Below are 24361 nucleotides of genomic sequence, written 5' to 3'. Positions count from 1 at the left end.
TTTTGATGTTGTTAGCTCTCGTTACATAGAGTCGCACTCCCCTAGGAGAAATGCTTTCGTCGACATGAAAGCTCAACTTTGATCGACTGCGAAGGGAGTTGGTAGGCGGGGTCTTTGGATACTGACTTCTTATTTGCTTTACATTAACCATGTTCATAAAAAACCCCAGCTTCCTCTCGGACGCTAGGGTTTTTTATATCTCACGCCCCCTCACCAAAGTGAAGGGTATGGCCTTACATTACAAAACCAACCAGTTGTCGTAGTCAATGTAACCACTGGAAGATTGCCCGACCAATGCAACAATCTGAATCGAACCAGTAGTTCCGTCCGTTCCGTTACCGGCGTAGACACCCGTCCACATAGTATTGGATACGTCGGATTGAACCGCAAAGGCTACTCTTTGACCAGCTGCAATAGCGCTCAGATCGAATGCAGAATCCAATGCTGCCAGGATATCCGCAACAAGAGTACCACCTGCTGCTACGGCCGAGTTAATCACGTAGATAGAACCTTCGGTCGCGAGGATCGCCTCGTTATCCGTTAGATTCGCACCATTGGAATTCGACGTGTCGCGTGTTCCTCCCAAAGTGATACCGCTCAGAACGATCCTATCACTCAAAGTTTCTAAGCCAGTGATTGTGTCATAGCCTGTGCTCGCCCCCACTGCAGCGACACCTTCGACAACGTTGCCGACAACAGAGTACACCACGCGATCAATCGATCCGTCACCACCCAAGTTGATCGTGTCTGCACCATTACCACCAATAATAGAGTCTGTGCCTGCGCCGCCAGTGATCGTATCAGCGCCATTACCGCCGTTGATAGTGTCGTTACCGGCATCACCACGGATTTCCTCACCAGCCAAGCCGCCTTGGAATGCGTAGCGAATACCTGTCGCACCACCAAACTCAGTCGCTGCGCCAGCCACGCCACCGATGACGAAGTCAGGGTAGATACCGATTCGATCTGCAGTGCCGTCCAAGAACTGGGCGTTTTGCTCGATCGCGTCAGCGGCGTTGGCATCCAACTGGATCGTCAAGGTTGTACCGGCTGCATCCAATGTCGCAGCTGTACCACCAGAAACCAAGGCTGCGAAGTCAAGGTTCGTACCGCCATTGTTATGATCCCAGTACAACTTGCTGAAGTCGATTTGGCTAGTGACGGTACCAGCATAGCCTGCTGTTGCACCGTTACCATCCAAACCTGCTGCACCGAAGCCGCCTGCGGAAGATGTCAATGTCAAGGTGTTCAAGGCGTTGTTGTAGGTTGCTCCAACCAAGGATACCAAGTTCTTGTTCAGTGTCACTGCTGTCGTCTGAACCATGGTACCGACGTTACCAGCCCAGTAATCTGTTGGTGTCACTTGAATCGTCAATGTACCATTGTTCAAACCAGACAAATTAATGCCACCCAGCGAATACGCACCACTAATAGCGAAGAAAGTACCTGTCACTGCTGTACCGCCGCCACTACTGGTGATGGAGTAGTCCATACGAGACCAAGTATTCGCTTCAAACGTTGTGCCCGTTAAAGTAAAGCTACTTGCCTCTACGGCATCCACCACATTATCACCAGCCAAAGTAGCGGAAATTGTCGCAGTTGGAGCGATCGTATCTTTTGTGAAGCCGACGGTCGTCGTACCAGACACGTTACCTGCCAAGTCTGTCTGACGTACCGCAACACTATGAGCACCTTGTGCAGCTGCGCCAACTGCAGTCAGATACGTCGCGTAAGTATTCCAGCCACCTGCATCAAAATTGTACTCAACTGTGGCACTCGCCTCTGAGCCGACCGTCAGCGCGAAGGTGTTAGTAATGCCATCCGGCGCATTACCAGTATCCGTCGTCAAAGAAACACTCGGTGCGTTCGCCACTGTATCCAAAGTGAAGGTGATTGGTGTGGAGCCAATGTTACCTGCGCCGTCTTCTGCAGTGACTGTCACTGTGTAAGTGCCATCAGCCAACACCGCTGCATTGAACGCTGCCAACGCTGCTGCCATCGATGGTTGACCTACGGCCGTGAAGGCTGTTGGACCAGAAGTCACAGTGATGCCGTAAGTTGTCGATGCATCTGCACCTGCAACCAAGGCTGTCAAGTCAGCATTGTTTGTGTACAGATCCAATGCGCTTGAACCAGAGTCAGATACCAAACCAACGGTCAATGTTGGCGCAGTATTGTCTTTCACTACGTTCAATACATTGGATGTCACAGACACATTACCTGCTGCATCAACCACACGTGCAGTCACACTGTATGCGCCGTCAGCGGTTGTCGCTGCTGCATATTGTGTCGCATCCAACCATGTACCACCACCGTTGATCGAGTACTGAGTTTGTGTCGCATTTGTATCGACACCACCTGCAGTCACACTGATCGCAACGCTGTTGGAGATCAAGTCACTGTTGTTTGTACCACTATCAGTTGTCAACGCGATCGTTGGTGTTGTTGGTGCTGTTGTGTCCAAAGTGATTGCAGCTGTCAACGGCCATGCTGTGGAGTGAGTACCCGCAACGTCTGTCGAACCAATCAGCACAGTATAAACTCCATCATCATGCGCAGCCTCACGTGCATCCATAAACGCGTCGAGTGCAGCTTGAGCCGCGGCAACAGATGCAAAGTAAGGTCCGCCTACGAAGCTAACTGGTCCGGTAACCACCATAGCAATGGCTTGAGTTGCCGACAAGCCACTGAGTGCATCAGCCGCTGCAATTGTGAAGTTACCTTGTGAAGTGATGTTATCAGCTGAACCGAATGCAGTCGCTGTGGATGTGTTGTCGGTATCTGCACCCAATGTCAAACCGATTGTCGGTGGTGTCAAATCGATCACCACTGGCAATGCTGCAGAAGACACGCTTGTGTTTGCTGCTGCATCTGTCGATGTTGCATAGTATGTGTAGCTACCTTCTGCCAAGGAACCTGGAACACTCAATGTGTACGCTGTAGAGCCTGCTGGAACAACCACTGTACCTACCAATGTTGTCAAGCCTGCGTCAGAGTAGATATTGACTGTCTGATCGCTTGTCGCGTCTGCTGTCACTGTACCGTTCAATGTGATCGTTGCATCGTTCGTGATTTCGTCAGATGCGCTATCACCATTGTCTGCACTCGTTACTGCAGCAACGTTCCATGTTGGAGCGACTGGAGCTGCTGTGTCCACTGTGACGAACTTCGTCGCAGAGTAACCCGCTGCACCCAATACTGTCACGGAGTCATTGTTTGCCAAGTCGCGTTGTGATGCTGCGAATTGGTATGTACCGTCTGCCAACAAGCCTGTTGCGAAGGTGTAAGCACCTGTCGCATCTGCTACTGTTTGACCCATCAATGTGTATGTTGGGCCTGCAGATACACTGTACACGTACACTGTTGCGCCGCCTTCTGCAGAACCTGCTGCACCAGTGATCAACAATGTGTTGTCTTTTGTGACGATTGCATTCGCTGCGTCTACACCAGTTTCATTGGTCGCGCCAGTATTCACTGTGAAACCAGTGATTGTTGGAGCGGCAATACCTGTGTCCACCAACACTTGCTGTGTCGCAGATGGAGCACTCACGTTACCCACTGCATCTGTCGCTGTAACACTGAACAAGTACTGACCATCAGCCAAGTTCGTTGTTGTTGGTTTGAACGCTGCTGCGAATGTCACATCCGTTGCTGTTGTGAATGTCCATGCACCTGCGCCATCCGCTGTCACTGTGCCCAATGCTTGCATCGCATTGTACAAAGTCACTGTGCTGTTTGGCTCAGCGAAACCTGTCAATACCAATGTTTCGTCTGTAGTGATGTTGTCACCTACAACGCCTGTATCAGTACTGAAGTTTGTGATCGATGGAGTTGTTGGAACAACTGTATCGACTGTGACAGACTTCGTTGTCGACGCTGTATTACCAGCAACGTCTGTTGCAGTAATTGTGAACGTCGATGTGCCTTGGCCCAAGTTGAAGTAATCAGCTGGTGTCAAAGAGTAGCTGTAGCTTGTACCTGTCACCAATGCTTGACGTGTTACACCGCCAACATCAACGTACACTGTAGAACCTGCTTCTACTGTGCCTGTTACTGTTACACCAGTGTTTTTCTCAGCCAAGTTGATCTGGTTGTTACCAGCAACGTCATCCGCTGTGAATGGTGTTACCAACTTGTCGTTGATCGATGTTGTTGTACCAGTTGCCGCTGTGCTTGCGTTACCAGCAACGTCATTCACTGTCGCTGTGACTGTCAATGCAGCATCGTTCGCCCATGTCGCAGATTGGTTACCGAAGTTGTAGCTCCATACACCACCTGCACCCACTGTTGCTGTACCAACGACTGGCGTTACGCCGTCTGTCACTGTTACTGTGATTGTTTGACCAACCACACCGCTACCAACGTCAGACGCTGTACCACTGATCACCAGTGCATTGTCTTCTGTTGCGTTCAAGTAGCCATCAGCACCGTCAAAGTCATTGATCACGACTGTTGGAGCAACGCGATCAACCAATTGTGGGTTACCTGCTGGTGTACCTGCAGTCAATGTGAGGTTGCCAACCATGTCTGTCAATGCACCTGCAGCGATAGACACGCTGATTGGTGTTGTCGAACCTGCTGCTGCAGAAACGTCAAACGTCCATGTGTTACCTACTGTGTTGACCAAGTTAGAAGCTGTACCACCTGTCACTGTCAAATCAGACAATGCAAAGTTGGTCACTGCTTCGCTGAACACTACTGTGTAAGTCACAACGCCATCAGCTACGTTTGCGTACGCTGGTTGATCATCAACAAACGATACATACGTTGGGTTCACTGTATCCACTGGTTGTGCAGCCGCTGCAGCAGCAATGCTTGCATTGCCAGCCAAGTCGTTAGCAGCACCAGCAGCGAAACTCAAAGCGATGTTCGCTACAGAGTTGTCATCCGCTTGAACTGTCACTGTGTATTGGCTTGCTGTCACTTGTGTGAAGCCTGTGATTGTGCCACCTGTAACTACCAAATCACCTTGCGCGAAACCAGTTACAGCTTCGTTGAAGTTGATTGTGTATGTCACTGTGTTATCACCATCCCACAATGTACCTGGCTTGTTATCGGAAATCGTTGCAGATGGTGCTACGTTATCCAATGTCGCTGTCGCTGTACCTGCTGGAGATGCTGCATTACCCGCTGCGTCAGAGACGTTCGCTGTGAATGTCAATGTGCCGTTGTTCAAACCAGAAACATCCATTGTTGAACTAGACCATGTGCCATTCGCCAATACTGTCGCTGTACCTGTCACCGCTGGGTTCACACCATCACTGACTGTGATAGAGATTGTTTGACCAGTTGCACCAGTTGCAGAACCAGCGATTGTCACTGTGTTGTCTTCTGCTGCATTGATCAAGCCATCACCTGCGATTGGTGTCGCGATGGTGATTGTTGGACGCAATGTGTCAACTGCTTGAACATTGTCTGTCGCTGCAACACTGTTATTACCGTTTGCATCGATCGCTGCATTCGCTGCAACTGCTACAGTCATGTTGCCTTCGAAGCCTGCTGTTGGCGTTACCACCAATGTGTAGACTGTCGAACCTGGCGCGCCTGTGAACAAACCTTTTGTACCGTTTGTCACCACTACGTCAGATGCGTCGAAACCAGACACTGCTTCACTGAATGTGAAGGTGTAAGTAATCGCGCCTGTCGCAATGTTGGCTGTACCAGCTACACCGTCTGTAATCACGACTGTTGGGTTCGTTGTATCAACAGCGTGCGCTACAGAGTTCGATACTGTGGAGTTGTTGCCTGCCAAGTCGATCACTGCACTAGCCAATACGTTCACGGATACCGTTGTGTTCGAGTTATCGTTCACTGTGATATCGAATGTGTACGTTGTCGCACCAGTTTGTACCAAGTTACCTGCTGTACCACCAACCACGTTCAAATCAGCCAACGAGAAGCCTGTGACTGGCTCGCTGAATGTCACGCTGTACGTTTGTACTGGACGTGCATCTGTCGAGATCAACGCGCCTGTTGTGTCAACCACGACTGCTGTTGGTGCAGTGTTGTCATGTGTGATGACCAATGCTGCAGAAGCTGCACTTGCTGGACCTTGGATTGGCGCTGCTGGGTCGTTAGAAACCACTGCTGTCAATGTGTTGACTGCGTTTGCTGTCAAATTAACAGAGAAGTCTTTGTAACCCGCTGTGATATCGCCTGCTGTCAATGTCGCGACTTGACCATTGCTCAATGTCACACGGTCACCAGCAATCGCTGCTGTACCTGGTGTTGTGCTGTTCAAAGTCACACGTACTGTCACTGGGGACAAGTTCGTCACGCGATCATTGTTGATGTTGCTGTCAGAAGCAGCTAACAAGCTCAATGTTGGCGCTGTTGGAGCGATCGTGTCTTGTGTGATCACGTTGCCTGCAGCGAATGTCATAGAACTTGGGATAGAACCGTCTGCATTGCGGAAGTTAATCTGCAAGTCAGCACCGTTCAATACGCCGTCATCATTCAAGTCAACCCACAAACGACCTGTATCTGCTTGGTACACGTAGTCTGCTTTGCCGTTGTTTGCGCCCAACTGGATCGCACCTTGTGCGTCCGCGAAGTTCGCTGCATTACCTGCAAAGTTCAACAATGTGCTGTTGTTACCAAACATCGCTGCTTCGATCGCTACTTTGTCTTTCACTGTATCGAAACCAACGATCACGTCTTTATTCGCGGATGGAACCAAAGTACCGTCAGAGTCAGACAATTGGATGTAACGGAAGGTATCTGCACCTGCGCTACCAACGATCGTATCTGCACCTGCACCACCTGTCACTGTGTTGGACGATGTTGCGCTGCCACCCAATGTGATACGGTCAGCACCTGCGCCGCCGTCTACATTGTTGTTGCCTGTGCCTGTTACAACCACGTCGTTACCGTCACCAGCGACGATCACGTTGTTACCGTTACCGACTGTGATCGTGTCGTTACCAGTACCAGCGTCCACCATACTGTTGCCGTTACCCGTTGTGATCGTGTCGTTACCAGCACCAGAATTAACGTTGTGATTGCCGTCACCCAAAGTGATGGAATCAGCGCCGCCAAGTGTTGTGATCGTTTTGTTACCGCTGTGATTAGTGATCGTGTTGTCACCGCTACCAGCGTTCACTGTGTCGTCACCAGAACCCAAGTTGATGATGTCCGCGCCAGAACCAGTCGTAATGTTGTCATTACCTTCGCCTGCATTGACTACCAACGCCTTCGTGACGCTACCTGCGTTCAATGTCAAACCACCGATCGCTGCTGTCGCATTGTTTGTACCATCCAATGCTGTTGCATTGATTGTCAACGTGTTAGAAGCAACGCCTGCGAACGTGTTGTCATTGATCACCAAACCAATGTTGTTGTCATCGCTTTGAACAACATTGAAGGTTTCTACGCCTGTTGTTGTCGTCAAGTCTGCTGTGCCGTTGTCTGCTGTCAATGTAAATACATCGTTTGCAGTCATACCGCCTGTCAATGCATCACCTGCTGTGATGTTCGATGCGCCTGCAACGAATGTCACTGCAACGTTTGTTGCGCCTGCATTGATCGTGTCGTTACCGCCAGCTGCCAAGTTCACGTTCAATGCTGTTGTGACAGCACCGAAAGCTGCGTCGAGGATCACGCGATCATTGTTCGCGCCACCAACGATTTTTTGCAAGCCCATGTTCGCATCAACTTGTGCGCCCAACACCGCATTGATTTGTTTGCCTACGCCTGCAACTGTCGTCAATACTTCTACGCCAAACACGTTTTGCATGTCGTCGTCGATGAATACGCCACCGTTTTGGACCAAGGAGTCTTCTCCTGTACCGCCCAATACTGTGATGTTCGCACCCAAATCGCCGCCAGTAATCACAACGCTGTCGTTACCTGCGCCTGCATTGAAACTGACGTTGTTGTTCACACCAACGTTCAATTTTTCAAATGTGTCGCTTGTAGAAGAACCTGTGATGTTGAACTGATAGTTCGCATTTGTACCAGCTGCCAAAGTCACTTTGAAGCTGTCTTTTGCGTCTGTCAATGCACTTGCATTCACGTTCACGCTTGTGATCGTACCTGCTGTACCACCAGAGAATGTCACAGAGTTAGCATCAACGTCGTTTGTCAACGCGTCGCCATCATCACCGCTACCTGTCAACTTGAAGTTTTCAACGTTCGTCACGTTCGTCAAGTTCACGTTTGCTGTGATTGGTGCGAATGCTGCATTCGCCAATTCAACTGTGTCTGTGTCTGCACCGCCGTCGATCACGTCTGTTGCATCCAATTGGCTGCCGCTGAAACGTGCTACGTCATTGCCTGCACCGAGTTTGATGTTGTCTGTACCTGCACCGCTCACTACCAAGTCAGCACCTGCGCCAGATTCGATAGAATCATCACCAGAACCGCCGTTGATTGTGTCTGCACCTGCACCAGACTTCAATGTGTCGTTGCCGCCATTGCCGTTGATCGTCAAGTTGCCTGTTGTGTACGCAGATGCGTCAACAACGTCTGCTGTACCAGCTACACCATTGATTGTACGGATACCTGCTGCTTGTGCTTTCAAGCCCAAAGTCGATGTCACACCCGCTGTCAACGTCAAGACTTCAACGTTCGATACGTTCGTGAACACTGTATCGCCATAACCTGTGCCAGTTGTGATTGTATCTGTACCATCACCACCGTCGATTGTGTCTGCGATTGTCAAGTTCGCGCCTACGTTCAATGTGTCGTTACCTTCGCCTGCGTTGACATTGTCTGTCGCTGCACCGAAGTTCACTACGTCATTGCCAGCACCCGTTGTTACTGTATTCGCACCACCCACTGTGTTCACTGTATCGTTACCAGCGCCAGAAGCGATGACCGATGTCAATGTACCACCTGTGATGGTGTCGTTTGCTGCACCACCAGTCACGTTCAAGCCGAATGTGGAAACGCCAGAACCATCGAATACCAATGTTTCTGCTGCTTCACCTGCATCCAACATGTCGCCGTCTGTATTCAAGTCAGCGGCAGCCTGCAATGCAGAACCGTTCACTGTCAATACGCCTGCGTTCAAGACGTTTGGATTTGGTGCATTGTCGTTGTCAACAACGATGTTGTACTGGTTAGCGTCAACAACTGTGTTGTTACGGCCAGTGTCCAAGTTGATGGTTTCGAAACCAGAAACTTTGTTCGCTGCTGTCAATGTTGTGTCAGCATCCAGGTTCAATACGTCGACACCTGCGCCTGCATTCAACATGTCGCTATCATCCAAGCCTGTGACGTTGAATGTGTCGCTACCAGAACCAGTCAATACGCTGTCTGTACCTGCTGTCAAGTTCACTGTCAAATCAACGCTGAAAGTCGATGCGTCAACATTGTCGTTGCCTGCATTTTTCGCATTGATTGTACGGATACCTGCTGCTTGTGCGAAGCTTGTGCCTGGCGCTACAACGTTATTGCCTTGCAATGTCGTGTTGCCTGCTGTTTGCAATGTCAATGTTTCGATGCTCGATACATTGCGGAAGTTCGCGTCTACAGAACCAGCATTGATACGCAATTCGTCAGCACCGTCACCACCGATGATGGAGTCTTGTACTGTGCTTGGTGCTGGTGTTGTTGTACCAGATGCGTCAAAGTTTGCACCAGCGATGATGATGTCATCACCTGCGCCTGCATTGACTGTATCCAAACCTGTGCCCACTGTAATCGTGTCATTACCAGCACCAGACGTTACAACATTGTTGCCGTTGCCTGTGTTGATCGTGTCGTTACCAGAGCCTGTTGCAACTGTGTCGTCGCCGTCGCCAGCGTCAACAGTGTTACCACCGTTGCCTGCAACGATTGCATCATTGCCTGCACCAGAAACCACTGTGTTCGCGCCGTTACCCAAAGTAATCGTATCAACGCCAGTACCAGAAGTCACATTGTTGTTGCCGTCGCCTGCTGTGATGACATTAATGCCGTCGCCTGCTGCGATGGTGTTGTTACCAGCACCGCCTGCGATCGAGTCATTACCTGCACCAGCAGAAATGTTGTCATCGCCTTCGCCGCCGTCAACGAAGTTGTTACCGCCACCAGCACGCACTGTATCGTTACCAGCACCAGCCACTACGGAATCACCGAATGTGTCAGATGTTTCGAATGTGTCGTTACCAGAACCGCCTGTGATTGTTGCTGCTGCAGAAGATGCTTTTGTGCCCAAAGCGATATCGCCTGTGGAGCCCGCTGCATTCACTGTCACAACCGATGCGCTCAAATCGTTTTCGATGGCTGTCAAGCTTAAATTGGTATCACCAATCACCAACGTCTTCGCTGTGCTGACGTTCAATACTGTCGCACCTGGGGTGTTCAAGTCATTGATACGCACGTCAGATGCGCTGCCTGCTGTCGACAAGTTCACCAACTCGATACCAGCTGCTGTGTTTTGATCCACACCGCCTGTACCTTGTGCTGTAACGTTGATCGAACCCGCTGCTGTTGTGTTGTCTTCGCTGTTTGTCACAGTCAAGTTCAACTCGTCGTTGCCTGCTGCGTCCAAATTACGAATATCCAATGTGGTGTTCACACCAGCTGTCAAGTTCAACACTTGCAAGTTCACTTCGTCGAAACCATCAGCATCTGTATCCGCTACGGTGTTTGCGAAGTTGAAACGTACGTCATTGGAGCTATTTGTGCTGACCAATGTGTTCACACCAGTCGAGCTCGACATATCAAATGTCACAGCGTTGTTACCAGAGTCATTTGTAACTTGGAATGTACCAATGTTCAAATTGAAACCAGCAAACGCTGCACCACCCATTGCAGAGTCGAGACCCAAGGTCACTTTGTCGTTCGCGCCGCCTGTGATCACGTCACCTGCGTTCAAGTTGCGGTTCGTACCAATCACTGCTTCTGCTGCAGGATTTGTCATCGTCACCACGTCTTGACCCGCTGTCAACGAGTTCGCTACGTCGATCACTGTCAAACTGACTGTCGTCGCTGCAGATTGCAAACCAGCACGGTCTGTTGCGATGAATTGGAATGTCGCTGGACCAAAGTAGTTCGCATTCGGTGTGAATGTGTACGCGCCTGTTGTGCTGTTCAATGTCACTGTACCATTGGTCGCAGAACCTGCTACCAATGTGTACGTTACAACGTCACCTGCATCAACGTCTGTCGCTGCTACGCTACCTGTCAATGTCGTGTTTTCGAAACCAGATCCAGTCGCTGCTGTCGCTACCGGTGCTTCGTTCACGTTCGTCACTGTCGCAACAACTTCTTTTTCGCTTGTCGCGCCCGCTTGGTCTGTTACAACCACTGTGAAACTATAAGAGGACTTCGCTTCAAAGTTCGCAGAAGCTTTCAAGGTCACAACACCTGTCGTTGGATTGATATCCAACATCGATGCATCGCCAACTGCTTTCAAGCTATATGTCAATACCGCGCCACTATCCGCATCAGCACCAACCACTTTGTACAACTGCGTGCTGATCGCTGCGTTTTCTGCAATCGTCGCTGTCGCTGCAGATGTGATCGTTGGTGCTTTGTTGAACAACTTAGCGATCTGTGCGTTCGCCGCGTCTTGACCGTTCGCGCCTGCTGTTACCAATGGAATCAAGGTCGATGCATCAGGGATGCTTTCGCCTTGCATTTCCACCGCAAATTTCAATGCCACCGCTACTTTGTTGTTGAACAAAGATTGGGATTGCAAACCAGCTGCGTCTGTGCCGTTGTAATTAACAACCGCTGTGATCATTTCGAGAATCACGGAGCCTGTCGCCAACGCCTTTTGCAACGTTGTACCTGTCGAGCTCAGTGTGTTCAAACGACCTGTCCAGTATGCCAAACCACCTGCGTCTGGGTTACGACCCAATACGTTGACGTAGAACTTAGTAATGATCTCTTCGTTCGTCAAAAAGCTTGGATAGTATGCACGGGACGGCGCTACGTTGAACATGTCTTGAGCAATTTGCTGGAGACTGACTCCGTTGCTCAATTGCCCTACCCAGTAACCCAGTCCGCTTGCTTCTGGCGCGCGGCCAAAAAGCGAAACGTACAACTGGGCAACTTGAGTGCGCATTTGTGATGTAACAGCCATGTGTAACTCCTAAAAGAGACTTTATAAAAATGATAACTGGACAGACTGCCGTCTGATATTTGCCGACGGTATGGTAATGAACAATGAAAATCGCCAATGTGATATGCGTCACATCTGACATTTTTTACTCGCTAATACAACAAAAAATCGTCTAATAGATATTAATTTTATAATATAAGTTGCGAACAAAGAATGTTTTTTAGAACATGGTTTAATGACAGTGAATTCTGTGCACTATGGAAATAGCGAGATTTGTTCTTATGAACTCTAGCCCTTGATTCAATATAGGGATATCACTCGGCTTTAAGCGGTAACGTTCATTTATGAAATACAAAAGAAAACCCCCAACTCCCTTGCGGGAGTTGGGGGTTTTCGTTTTAGCGGTCTCCTCCCACCGAAGTGGGAAGATACAACTAAGGTCTATTAGAACGTGAAGTTACCATAGACTGGAGGTTGGATGGAAGTACCGACCAATGCTACAGCAACGTCTGTTGCTGGATCAAAAGTAGCATTTCCATCTTGGTTCTGGATCACGTAGTACACGTTGTTACCAGCAAGTGAAGCACCGGTCAACTGAACGATAAATGTATCACCAGAAACTTGCCATGCACCAGCCGCATGCTGAACGATACCGTTTGCAACGGCAGTTGCCAAGTCAGTGTTCAGAGAAGCTAAATCTGAACCTGTCGAAGCAAAAGCAGTTACTACGTTGACATCGCGTGCTGGGCCAGAGGCAGAAGCAATAGCCGCAGCTGGAGTGTAGCCAACGCCGTTAGCAGGATCGGAGAAGTAAGGCATGTAACCCATGTTCAAGAAATCAGTTGCACCGAAATCTTGGATCACATCCAAACTTGAAGTACGAGATGCCGTTACGTTGAACGTATCGTTACCTGTACCACCGGTCAAGTTATCAGCGCCATTGCCACCGATGATGGAGTCATTGCCAGCACCACCAGTGATCGTATCAGCACCATTGCCGCCGTTGATCGTATCGTTACCTGCATCACCAATAATCACCTCAGCAGCTAAGCCACCTTGGAATGAGTAGTTAATGCCTGTAGCGCCAGTACCGAAGCTGCTTGTTGTACCAGCTACACCACCGAACACGAAGTCGGACTCAACGTTGATCACGTCAGCAGTGCCATCCAAGAAGGCACCGTTTGTTTCGATCGAGTCAGCTGCATTTGCATCCAACTGGATTGTCAACGTTGTGCCGCCACTCAAGGATGCTGCTGTACCACCTGTGACCAATGACGCGAAGTTCAACAAAGTACCTGCATCATTGTGTTCCCATGACAATTTACTGAAGTCAATAGAACCTGCACCAGATGTTGGGATCACACCATTTGCCAAGCCAGCTGTACCGAAGTCACCTGTCAATGTCAATGTGTTCAACGCATTGTCGTAAGTTGCGCCAGTAATTGTCACCATGTTTTTGTTCATAGTGAAAGTACGTGATGCAGACGCGCCAACGTTACCAGCGATATCAACTTGGTTTGCTGTCACAGTGATAGTGCCATTGCTCAAGCTAGACAAGGAGATATTGGAACCAGCACCAGTCCACGTTGCCGCAGACATAGAACCAGTAATATCAGCTGTCAATGGATCAGTGTCGCTGATTGTGTAGTACACAGCTGCACCTGCCTCTGCTGCAGAACCAGTGAAGTTCTCCAATACGAAAGCAGCAACTTCAGAACCACTCAACGTGCCATCTGCACCTGCCAAATCAACCGCTGTTGGCATTGTGAAGGTTGCTGGAACAGTTGTGTCTGTAGTCCACAGTGCACCACTTACAGCAACAGCGGAGACGTTACCAGCCAAGTCTGTCGATTCAACAACAACGTTACCAGCTGCGAAAGCTGTGTTTGCAGTCAACGTCAAGCTAGAACCTGTACCTGCGAAGCCGCCAGCGATTGTGCCGTCAGTGTCGTAAGTCCATGTAGAGCCTGCAGTCAAACCACTCACGTTCACTGTACCGTTTTGTGTGTAACCGTCAGATGTTGTACCTGTACCTGGAGGGTTGCTGTTAGATGTATCTGTTGCCAAAGCGACAGACAATACATCAGCAGCTGTATCCAAAGTGAAGGTAATTGGTGTGGAACCAATGTTGCCTGCACCATCTTCTGCACTAGCAGTCACTGTGTAGACACCATCAGCCAATGGTGCTGCATTGAAGTCTGCCAACGCCGCTGCCAACGATGCATAGGTTGCAGTCGTGTAGGATGTTGGACCAGACGTTACAGTGATGCTGTAAGTTGTCGATGCATCTGCACCTGCAACCAAGGCTGTCAAGTCAGCGTCATTTGTGTACAGATCCAATGCGCTTGAACCAGAGTCAGATACCAAACCAACGGTCAAAGTTGGCGCAGTATTGTCTTTCACTACGTTCAATACATTGGATGTCACAGACACATTACCTGCTGCATCAACCACACGTGCAGTCACACTGTATGCGCCGTCAGCGGTTGTCGCTGCTGCATATTGTGTCGCATCCAACCATGTACCACCACCGTTGATCGAGTACTGAGTTTGTGTCGCATTTGTATCGACACCACCTGCAGTCACACTGATCGCAACGCTGTTAGAGATCAGGTCACTGTTGTTAGTGCCGCTGTCTGTTGTCAACGCGATCGTTGGTGTTGTTGGTGCTGTTGTGTCCAATGTGATTGTGGCTGTCAACGGCCATGCTGTGGAGTTGTTACCAGCAACGTCTGTCGAACCAATCTGTACAGTATAAGTACCATCATCATGTGCAGCTTCACGTGCATCCATAAACGCGTCGAGTGCCGCTTGAGCCGCGGCAACAGATGCATATTGACCACCAAGGAATGGAACTGTGCCAATAACATTCATTGTAACTGCTGCAGTTGCCGACAAGCCACTGAGAGCATCAGCCGCTGCAATTGTGAAGTTACCTTGTGAAGTGATGTTATCAGCTGAACCGAATGCAGTCGCTGTGGATGTGTTGTCGGTATCTGCACCCAATGTCAAACCGATTGTCGGTGGTGTCAAATCGATCACCACTGGCAATGCTGCAGAAGACACGCTTGTGTTTGCTGCTGCATCTGTCGATGTTGCATAGTATGTGTAGCTACCTTGTGCCAAGGAACCTGGAACACTCAATGTGTACGCTGTAGAGCCTGCTGGAACAACCACTGTACCTACCAATGTTGTCAAGCCTGCGTCAGAGTAAATATTGACTGTCTGTGCACTTGTTGCGTCTGCTGTCACTGTACCGTTCAATGTGATCGTTGCATCGTTCGTGATTTCGTCAGATGCGCTATCGCCATTGTCTGCACTCGTTACTGCAGCAACGTTCCATGTTGGAGCGACTGGAGCTGCTGTGTCCACTGTGACGAACTTCGTCGCAGAGTAACCCGCTGCACCCAATACTGTCACGGAGTCATTGTTTGCCAAGTCGCGTTGTGATGCTGCGAATTGGTATGTACCGTCTGCCAACAAGCCTGTTGCGAAGGTGTAAGCACCTGTCGCATCTGCTACTGTTTGACCCATCAATGTGTATGTTGGGCCTGCAGATACACTGTACACGTACACTGTTGCGCCGCCTTCTGCGGAACCTGCTGCACCAGTGATCAACAATGTGTTGTCTTTTGTGACGATTGCATTCGCTGCGTCTACACCAGTTTCATTGGTCGCGCCAGTATTCACTGTGAAACCAGTGATTGTTGGAGCGGCAATACCTGTGTCCACCAACACTTGCTGTGTCGCAGATGGAGCACTCACGTTACCCACTGCATCTGTCGCTGTAACACTGAACAAGTACTGACCATCAGCCAAGTTCGTTGTTGTTGGTTTGAACGCTGCTGCGAATGTCACATCCGTTGCTGTTGTGAATGTCCATGCACCTGCGCCATCCGCTGTCACTGTGCCCAATGCTTGCATCGCATTGTACAAAGTCACTGTGCTGTTTGGCTCAGCGAAACCTGTCAATACCAATGTTTCGTCTGTAGTGATGTTGTCACCTACAACGCCTGTATCAGTACTGAAGTTTGTGATCGATGGAGTTGTTGGAACAACTGTATCGACTGTGACAGACTTCGTTGTCGACGCTGTATTACCAGCAACGTCTGTTGCAGTAATTGTGAACGTCGATGTGCCTTGGCCCAAGTTGAAGTAATCAGCTGGTGTCAAGGAGTAGCTGTAGCTTGTACCTGTCACCAATGCTTGACGTGTTACACCGCCAACATCAACGTACACTGTAGAACCTGCTTCTACTGTGCCTGTTACTGTTACACCAGTGTTTTTCTCAGCCAAGTTGATCTGGTTGTTACCAGCAACGTCATCCGCTGTGAATGGTGTTACCAACTTGTCGTTGATCGATGTTGTTGTACCAGTTGCCGCTGTGCTTGCGTTACCAGCAACGTCATTCACTGTCGCTGTGACTGTCAAAGCTGCATTGTTTGCCCATGTTGCAGATTGGTTACCGAAGTTGTAGCTCCATACACCACCTGCACCCACTGTTGCTGTACCAACGACTGGTGTTACGCCGTCTGTCACTGTCACTGTGATTGTCTGGCCAACTACACCAGCTCCAACGTCAGACGCTGTACCACTGATCACCAGTGCATTGTCTTCTGTTGCGTTCAAGTAGCCATCAGCACCGTCAAAGTCATTGATCACCACTGTTGGAGCAACGCGATCAACCAATTGTGGGTTGCCTGCTGGTGTACCTGCAGTCAATGTGAGGTTGCCAACCATGTCTGTCAATGCACCTGCAGCGATCGATACGCTGATTGGTGTTGTCGAACCTGCTGCTGCAGAAACGTCAAACGTCCATGTGTTACCTACTGTGTTGACCAAGTTAGAAGCTGTACCACCTGTCACTGTCAAATCAGACAATGCAAAGTTCGTCACTGCTTCGCTGAACACTACTGTGTAAGTCACAACGCCATCAGCTACGTTTGCGTACGCTGGTTGATCATCAACAAACGATACATACGTTGGGTTCACTGTATCCACTGGTTGTGCAGCCGCTGCAGCAGCAATGCTTGCATTGCCAGCCAAGTCGTTTGCAGCACCCGCAGCGAAACTCAAAGCGATATCCGCTACAGAGTTGTCATCCGCTTGAACTGTTACTGTGTATTGGCTTGCTGTCACTTGTGTGAAGCCTGTGATTGTGCCACCTGTAACAACCAAATCACCTTGCGCGAAACCAGTTACCGCTTCGTTGAAGTTGATTGTGTATGTCACTGTGTTATCACCATCCCACAATGTGCCTGGCTTGTTATCGGAAATCGTTGCAGAAGGTGCTACGTTATCCAATGTCGCTGTCGCTGTACCTGCTGGCGATGCTGCATTACCCGCTGCGTCAGAGACGTTCGCTGTGAATGTCAATGTGCCGTTGTTCAAACCAGAAACATCCATTGTCGAGCTGGACCATGTGCCATTCGCCAACACTGTTGCTGTGCCTGTTACCGCAGCATGAACACCATCGCTGACAGAAACAGAGATTGTTTGACCAGCTGCACCAGTTGCAGAACCAGCGATTGTCACTGTGTTGTCTTCTGCTGCGTTGATCAAGCCATCACCTGCGATTGGTGTCGCGATGGTGATCGTTGGACGCAATGTGTCAACTACTTGAACATTGTCTGTCGCTGCAACACTGTTGTTACCGTTTGCATCGATCGCTGCATTCGCTCCAATTGCAACTGTCATGTTGCCTTCGAAGTCCGCTGTTGGCGTTACTACCAATGTGTACACTGTGGAGCCTGGCGCGCCTGTGAACAAACCTTTTGTACCGTTTGTCACAACTACGTCAGATGCGTCGAAACCAGACACGGCTTCACTGAATGTGAATGTGTAAGTAATCGCGCCTGTCGCAATGTTGGCTGTACCAGCAACACCGTCTGTAATCACGACTGTTGGGTTCGTTGTATCAACAGCGTGTGCTACAGAGTTCGATACTGTGGAAGTGTTACCTGCCAAGTCGATCACTGCACCAGCCAATACGTTCACGGATACCGATGTGTTCGAGTTATCGTTCACTGTGATATCGAATGTGTACGTGGTCGCACCAGTTTGTACCAAGTTACTTGCTGTACCACCAGCCACGTTCAAGTCTGCCAACGAGAAGCCGGAAACTGGCTCGCTGAATGTCACGCTGTACGTTTGTACTGGACGTGCATCTGTCGAGATCAATGCTGGGCTTGTTGTATCAACCACAACTGCTGTTGGTGCAGTGTTGTCATGTGTGATGACCAATGCTGCAGAAGCTGCACTTGCTGGACCTTGGATTGGCGCTGCTGGGTCGTTAGAAACCACTGCTGTCAATGTGTTGACTGCGTTTGCTGTCAAATTAACAGAGAAGTCTTTGTAACCCGCTGTGATATCGCCTGCTGTCAATGTCGCGACTTGACCATTGCTCAATGTCACACGGTCACCAGCAATCGCTGCTGTACCTGGTGTTGTGCTGTTCAAAGTCACACGTACTGTCACTGGGGACAAGTTCGTCACGCGATCATTGTTGATGTTGCTGTCAGAAGCAGCTAACAAGCTCAATGTTGGCGCTGTTGGAGCGATCGTGTCTTGTGTGATCACGTTGCCTGCAGCGAATGTCATAGAACTTGGGATAGAACCGTCTGCATTGCGGAAGTTAATCTGCAAGTCAGCACCGTTCAATACGCCGTCATCATTCAAGTCAACCCACAAACGACCTGTATCTGCTTGGTACACGTAGTCTGCTTTGCCGTTGTTTGCGCCCAACTGGATCGCACCTTGTGCGTCCGCGAAGTTCGCTGCATTACCTGCAAAGTTCAACAATGTGCTGTTGTTACCAAACATCGCTGCTTCGATCGCTACTTTGTCTTTCACTGTATCGAAACCAACGATCACGTCTTTATTCGCGGATGGAACCAAAGTACCGTCAGAGTCAGACAATTGGATGTAACGGAAGGTATCTGCACCTGCGCTACCAACGATCGTATCTGCACCTGCACCACCTGTCACTGTGTTGGACGATGTTGCGCTGCCACCCAATGTGATACGGTCAGCACCTGCGCCACCGTCAACATTGTTGTTGCCTGTACCTGTTACAACCACGTCGTTACCGTCACCAGCGACGATCACGTTGTTACCGTTACCGACTGTGATCGTGTCGTTACCAGTACCAGCGTCCACCATGCTGTTGCCGTTACCCGTTGTGATCGTGTCGTTACCAGCACCAGAATTAACGTTGTGATTGCCGTCACCCAAAGTGATGGAATCAGCGCCGCCAAGTGTTGTGATCGTTTTGTTACCGCTGTGATTAGTGATCGTGTTGTCACCGCTACCAGCGTTCACTGTGTCGTCACCAGAACCCAAGTTGATGATGTCCGCGCCAGAACCAGTCGTAATGTTGTCATTACCTTCGCCTGCATTGACTACCAACGCCTTCGTGACGCTACCTGCGTTCAATGTCAAACCACCGATCGCTGCTGTCGCATTGTTTGTACCATCCAATGCTGTTGCATTGATTGTCAACGTGTTAGAAGCAACGCCTGCGAACGTGTTGTCATTGATCACCAAACCAATGTTGTTGTCATCGCTTTGAACAACATTGAAGGTTTCTACGCCTGTTGTTGTCGTCAAGTCTGCTGTGCCGTTGTCTGCTGTCAATGTAAATACATCGTTTGCAGTCATACCGCCTGTCAATGCATCACCTGCTGTGATGTTCGATGCGCCTGCAACGAATGTCACTGCAACGTTTGTTGCGCCTGCATTGATAGTGTCGTTACCACCAGCTGCCAAGTTCACGTTCAATGCTGTTGTTACGGCACCGAAAGCTGCGTCGAGGATCACGCGATCATTGTTCGCGCCACCAACGATTTTTTGCAAGCCCATGTTCGCATCAACTTGTGCACCCAAGACCGCATTGATTGCTTTGCCTGGACCTGCAACTGTCGTCAATACTTCTACGCCAAACACGTTTTGCATGTCGTCGTCGATGAATACGCCACCGTTTTGGACCAAGGAGTCTTCTCCTGTACCGCCCAATACTGTGATGTTCGCACCCAAATCGCCGCCAGTAATCACAACGCTGTCGTTACCTGCGCCTGCATTGAAACTGACGTTGTTGTTCACACCAACGTTCAATTTTTCAAATGTGTCGCTTGTAGAAGAACCTGTGATGTTGAACTGATAGTTCGCATTTGTACCAGCTGCCAAAGTCACTTTGAAGCTGTCTTTTGCGTCTGTCAATGCACTTGCATTCACGTTCACGCTTGTGATCGTACCTGCTGTACCACCAGAGAATGTCACAGAGTTAGCATCAACGTCGTTTGTCAACGCGTCGCCATCATCACCGCTACCTGTCAACTTGAAGTTTTCAACGTTCGTCACGTTCGTCAAGTTCACGTTTGCTGTGATTGGTGCGAATGCTGCATTCGCCAATTCAACTGTGTCTGTGTCTGCACCGCCGTCGATCACGTCTGTTGCATCCAATTGGCTGCCGCTGAAACGTGCTACGTCATTGCCTGCACCGAGTTTGATGTTGTCTGTACCTGCACCGCTCACTACCAAGTCAGCACCTGCGCCAGATTCGATAGAATCATCACCAGAACCGCCGTTGATTGTGTCTGCACCTGCACCAGACTTCAATGTGTCGTTGCCGCCATTGCCGTTGATCGTCAAGTTGCCTGTTGTGTACGCAGATGCGTCAACAACGTCTGCTGTACCAGCTACACCATTGATTGTACGGATACCTGCTGCTTGTGCTTTCAAGCCCAAAGTCGATGTCACACCCGCTGTCAACGTCAAGACTTCAACGTTCGATACGTTCGTGAACACTGTATCGCCATAACCTGTGCCAGTTGTGATTGTATCTGTACCATCACCACCGTCGATTGTGTCTGCGATTGTCAAGTTCGCGCCTACGTTCAATGTGTCGTTACCTTCGCCTGCGTTGACATTGTCTGTCGCTGCACCGAAGTTCACTACGTCATTGCCAGCACCCGTTGTTACTGTATTCGCACCACCCACTGTGTTCACTGTATCGTTACCAGCGCCAGAAGCGATGACCGATGTCAATGTACCACCTGTGATGGTGTCGTTTGCTGCACCACCAGTCACGTTCAAGCCGAATGTGGAAACGCCAGAACCATCGAATACCAATGTTTCTGCTGCTTCACCTGCATCCAACATGTCGCCGTCTGTATTCAAGTCAGCGGCAGCCTGCAATGCAGAACCGTTCACTGTCAATACGCCTGCGTTCAAGACGTTTGGATTTGGTGCATTGTCGTTGTCAACAACGATGTTGTACTGGTTAGCGTCAACAACTGTGTTGTTACGGCCAGTGTCCAAGTTGATGGTTTCGAAACCAGAAACTTTGTTCGCTGCTGTCAATGTTGTGTCAGCATCCAGGTTCAATACGTCGACACCTGCGCCTGCATTCAACATGTCGCTATCATCCAAGCCTGTGACGTTGAATGTGTCGCTACCAGAACCAGTCAATACGCTGTCTGTACCTGCTGTCAAGTTCACTGTCAAATCAACGCTGAAAGTCGATGCGTCAACATTGTCGTTGCCTGCATTTTTCGCATTGATTGTACGGATACCTGCTGCTTGTGCGAAGCTTGTGCCTGGCGCTACAACGTTATTGCCTTGCAATGTCGTGTTGCCTGCTGTTTGCAATGTCAATGTTTCGATGCTCGATACATTGCGGAAGTTCGCGTCTACAGAACCAGCATTGATACGCAATTCGTCAGCACCGTCACCACCGATGATGGAGTCTTGTACTGTGCTTGGTGCTGGTGTTGTTGTACCAGATGCGTCAAAGTTTGCACCAGCGATGATGATGTCATCACCTGCGCCTGCATTGACTGTATCCAAACCTGTGCCCACTGTAATCGTGTCATTACCAGCACCAGACGTTACAACATTGTTGCCGTTGCCTGTGTTGATCGTGTCGTTACCAGAGCCTGTTGCAACTGTGTCGTCGCCGTCGCCAGCGTCAACAGTGTTACCACCGTTGCCTGCAACGATTGCATCATTGCCTGCACCAGAAACCACTGTGTTCGCGCCGTTACCCAAAGTAATCGTATCAACGCCAGTACCAGAAGTCACATTGTTGTTGCCGTCGCCTGCTGTGATGACATTAATGCCGTCGCCTGCTGCGATGGTGTTGTTACCAGCACCGCCTGCGATCGAGTCATTACCTGCACCAGCAGAAATGTTGTCATCGCCTTCGCCGCCGTCAACGAAGTTGTTACCGCCACCAGCACGCACTGTATCGTTACCAGCACCAGCCACTACGGAATCACCGAATGTGTCAGATGTTTCGAATGTGTCGTTACCAGAACCGCCTGTGATTGTTGCTGCTGCAGAAGATGCTTTTGTGCCCAAAGCGATATCGCCTGTGGAGCCCGCTGCATTCACTGTCACAACCGATGCGCTCAAATCGTTTTCGATGGCTGTCAAGCTTAAATTGGTATCACCAATCACCAACGTCTTCGCTGTGCTGACGTTCAATACTGTCGCACCTGGGGTGTTCAAGTCATTGATACGCACGTCAGATGCGCTGCCTGCTGTCGACAAGTTCACCAACTCGATACCAGCTGCTGTGTTTTGATCCACACCGCCTGTACCTTGTGCTGTAACGTTGATCGAACCCGCTGCTGTTGTGTTGTCTTCGCTGTTTGTCACAGTCAAGTTCAACTCGTCGTTGCCTGCTGCGTCCAAATTACGAATATCCAATGTGGTGTTCACACCAGCTGTCAAATTCAACACTTGCAAGTTCACTTCGTCGAAACCATCAGCATCTGTATCCGCTACCGTGTTTGCGAAGTTGAAACGTACGTCATTGGAGCTATTTGTGCTGACCAATGTGTTCACACCAGTCGAGCTCGACATATCAAATGTCACAGCGTTGTTACCAGAGTCATTTGTAACTTGGAATGTACCAATGTTCAAATTGAAACCAGCAAACGCTGCACCACCCATTGCAGAGTCGAGACCCAAGGTCAATTTGTCGTTCGCGCCGCCTGTGATCACGTCACCTGCGTTCAAGTTGCGGTTCGTACCAATCACTGCTTCTGCTGCAGGATTTGTCATCGTCACCACGTCTTGACCCGCTGTCAACGAGTTCGCTACGTCGATCACTGTCAAACTGACTGTCGTCGCTGCAGATTGCAAACCAGCACGGTCTGTTGCGATGAATTGGAATGTCGCTGGACCAAAGTAGTTCGCATTCGGTGTGAATGTGTACGCGCCTGTTGTGCTATTCAATGTCACTGTACCATTGGTCGCAGAACCTGCTACCAATGTGTACGTTACAACGTCACCTGCATCAACGTCTGTCGCTGCTACGCTACCTGTCAATGTCGTGTTTTCGAAACCAGATCCAGTCGCTGCTGTCGCTACCGGTGCTTCGTTCACGTTCGTCACTGTCGCAACAACTTCTTTTTCGCTTGTCGCGCCCGCTTGGTCTGTTACAACCACTGTGAAACTATAAGAGGACTTCGCTTCAAAGTTCGCAGAAGCTTTCAAGGTCACAACACCTGTCGTTGGATTGATATCCAACATCGATGCATCGCCAACTGCTTTCAAGCTATATGTCAATACCGCGCCACTATCCGCATCAGCACCAACCACTTTGTACAACTGCGTGCTGATCGCTGCGTTTTCTGCAATCGTCGCTGTCGCTGCAGATGTGATCGTTGGTGCTTTGTTGAACAACTTAGCGATCTGTGCGTTCGCCGCGTCTTGACCGTTCGCGCCTGCTGTTACCAATGGAATCAAGGTCGATGCATCAGGGATGCTTTCGCCTTGCATTTCCACCGCAAATTTCAATGCCACCGCTACTTTGTTGTTGAACAAAGATTGGGATTGCAAACCAGCTGCGTCTGTGCCGTTGTAATTAACAACCGCTGTGATCATTTCGAGAATCACGGAGCCTGTCGCCAACGCCTTTTGCAACGTTGTACCTGTCGAGCTCAGTGTGTTCAAACGACCTGTCCAGTATGCCAAACCACCTGCGTCTGGGTTACGACCCAATACGTTGACGTAGAACTTAGTAATGATCTCTTCGTTCGTCAAAAAGCTTGGATAGTATGCACGGGACGGCGCTACGTTGAACATGTCTTGAGCAATTTGCTGGAGACTGACTCCGTTGCTCAATTGCCCTACCCAGTAACCCAGTCCGCTTGCTTCTGGCGCGCGGCCAAAAAGCGAAACGTACAACTGGGCAACTTGAGTGCGCATTTGTGATGTAACAGCCATGTGTAACTCCTAAAAGGAAATTAATAAATAAAAACAGCAAGTCGGCCTTGTTGTGCCACTTGTCGAGCGTATAGTAAATACGCACGAAAGAACAAGATGTGATGACCATCACATCTTGTTCTTTTTTTCGTA

2 protein-coding genes are annotated in these 24361 nt (G+C 49.7%); both read right to left on the bottom strand.

Going from position 1 to position 24361, the window contains the following annotated elements:
- Positions 1 to 238 precede the first annotated feature (238 nt).
- Positions 239 to 12016: an Ig-like domain-containing protein gene (locus RF679_RS02080; protein WP_309482572.1), complete on the bottom strand. Its 11778-nt coding sequence runs from the start codon at positions 12014 to 12016 to the stop codon at positions 239 to 241.
- Between the two features lie 423 nt (positions 12017 to 12439).
- On the bottom strand, positions 12440 to 24229 hold the full coding sequence (locus tag RF679_RS02075; RefSeq protein WP_309482571.1) for an Ig-like domain-containing protein: 11790 nt from the start codon (positions 24227 to 24229) through the stop codon (positions 12440 to 12442).
- Between the last annotated feature and the right edge of the window lie 132 nt (positions 24230 to 24361).

It is taken from the genome of Undibacterium cyanobacteriorum (assembly GCF_031326225.1).
Classification (GTDB): Bacteria; Pseudomonadota; Gammaproteobacteria; order Burkholderiales; family Burkholderiaceae_D; genus Undibacterium; species Undibacterium cyanobacteriorum.
This window is presented reverse-complemented; position numbering and strand designations above follow the sequence as displayed.

Excerpts from the sequence above, each read along its gene's own strand:
- RF679_RS02080 (WP_309482572.1), bottom strand. The coding sequence starts at position 12,016 with ATGGCTGTTACATCACAAATGCGCACTCAAGTTGCCCAGTTGTACGTT.
- RF679_RS02075 (WP_309482571.1), bottom strand. The coding sequence starts at position 24,229 with ATGGCTGTTACATCACAAATGCGCACTCAAGTTGCCCAGTTGTACGTT.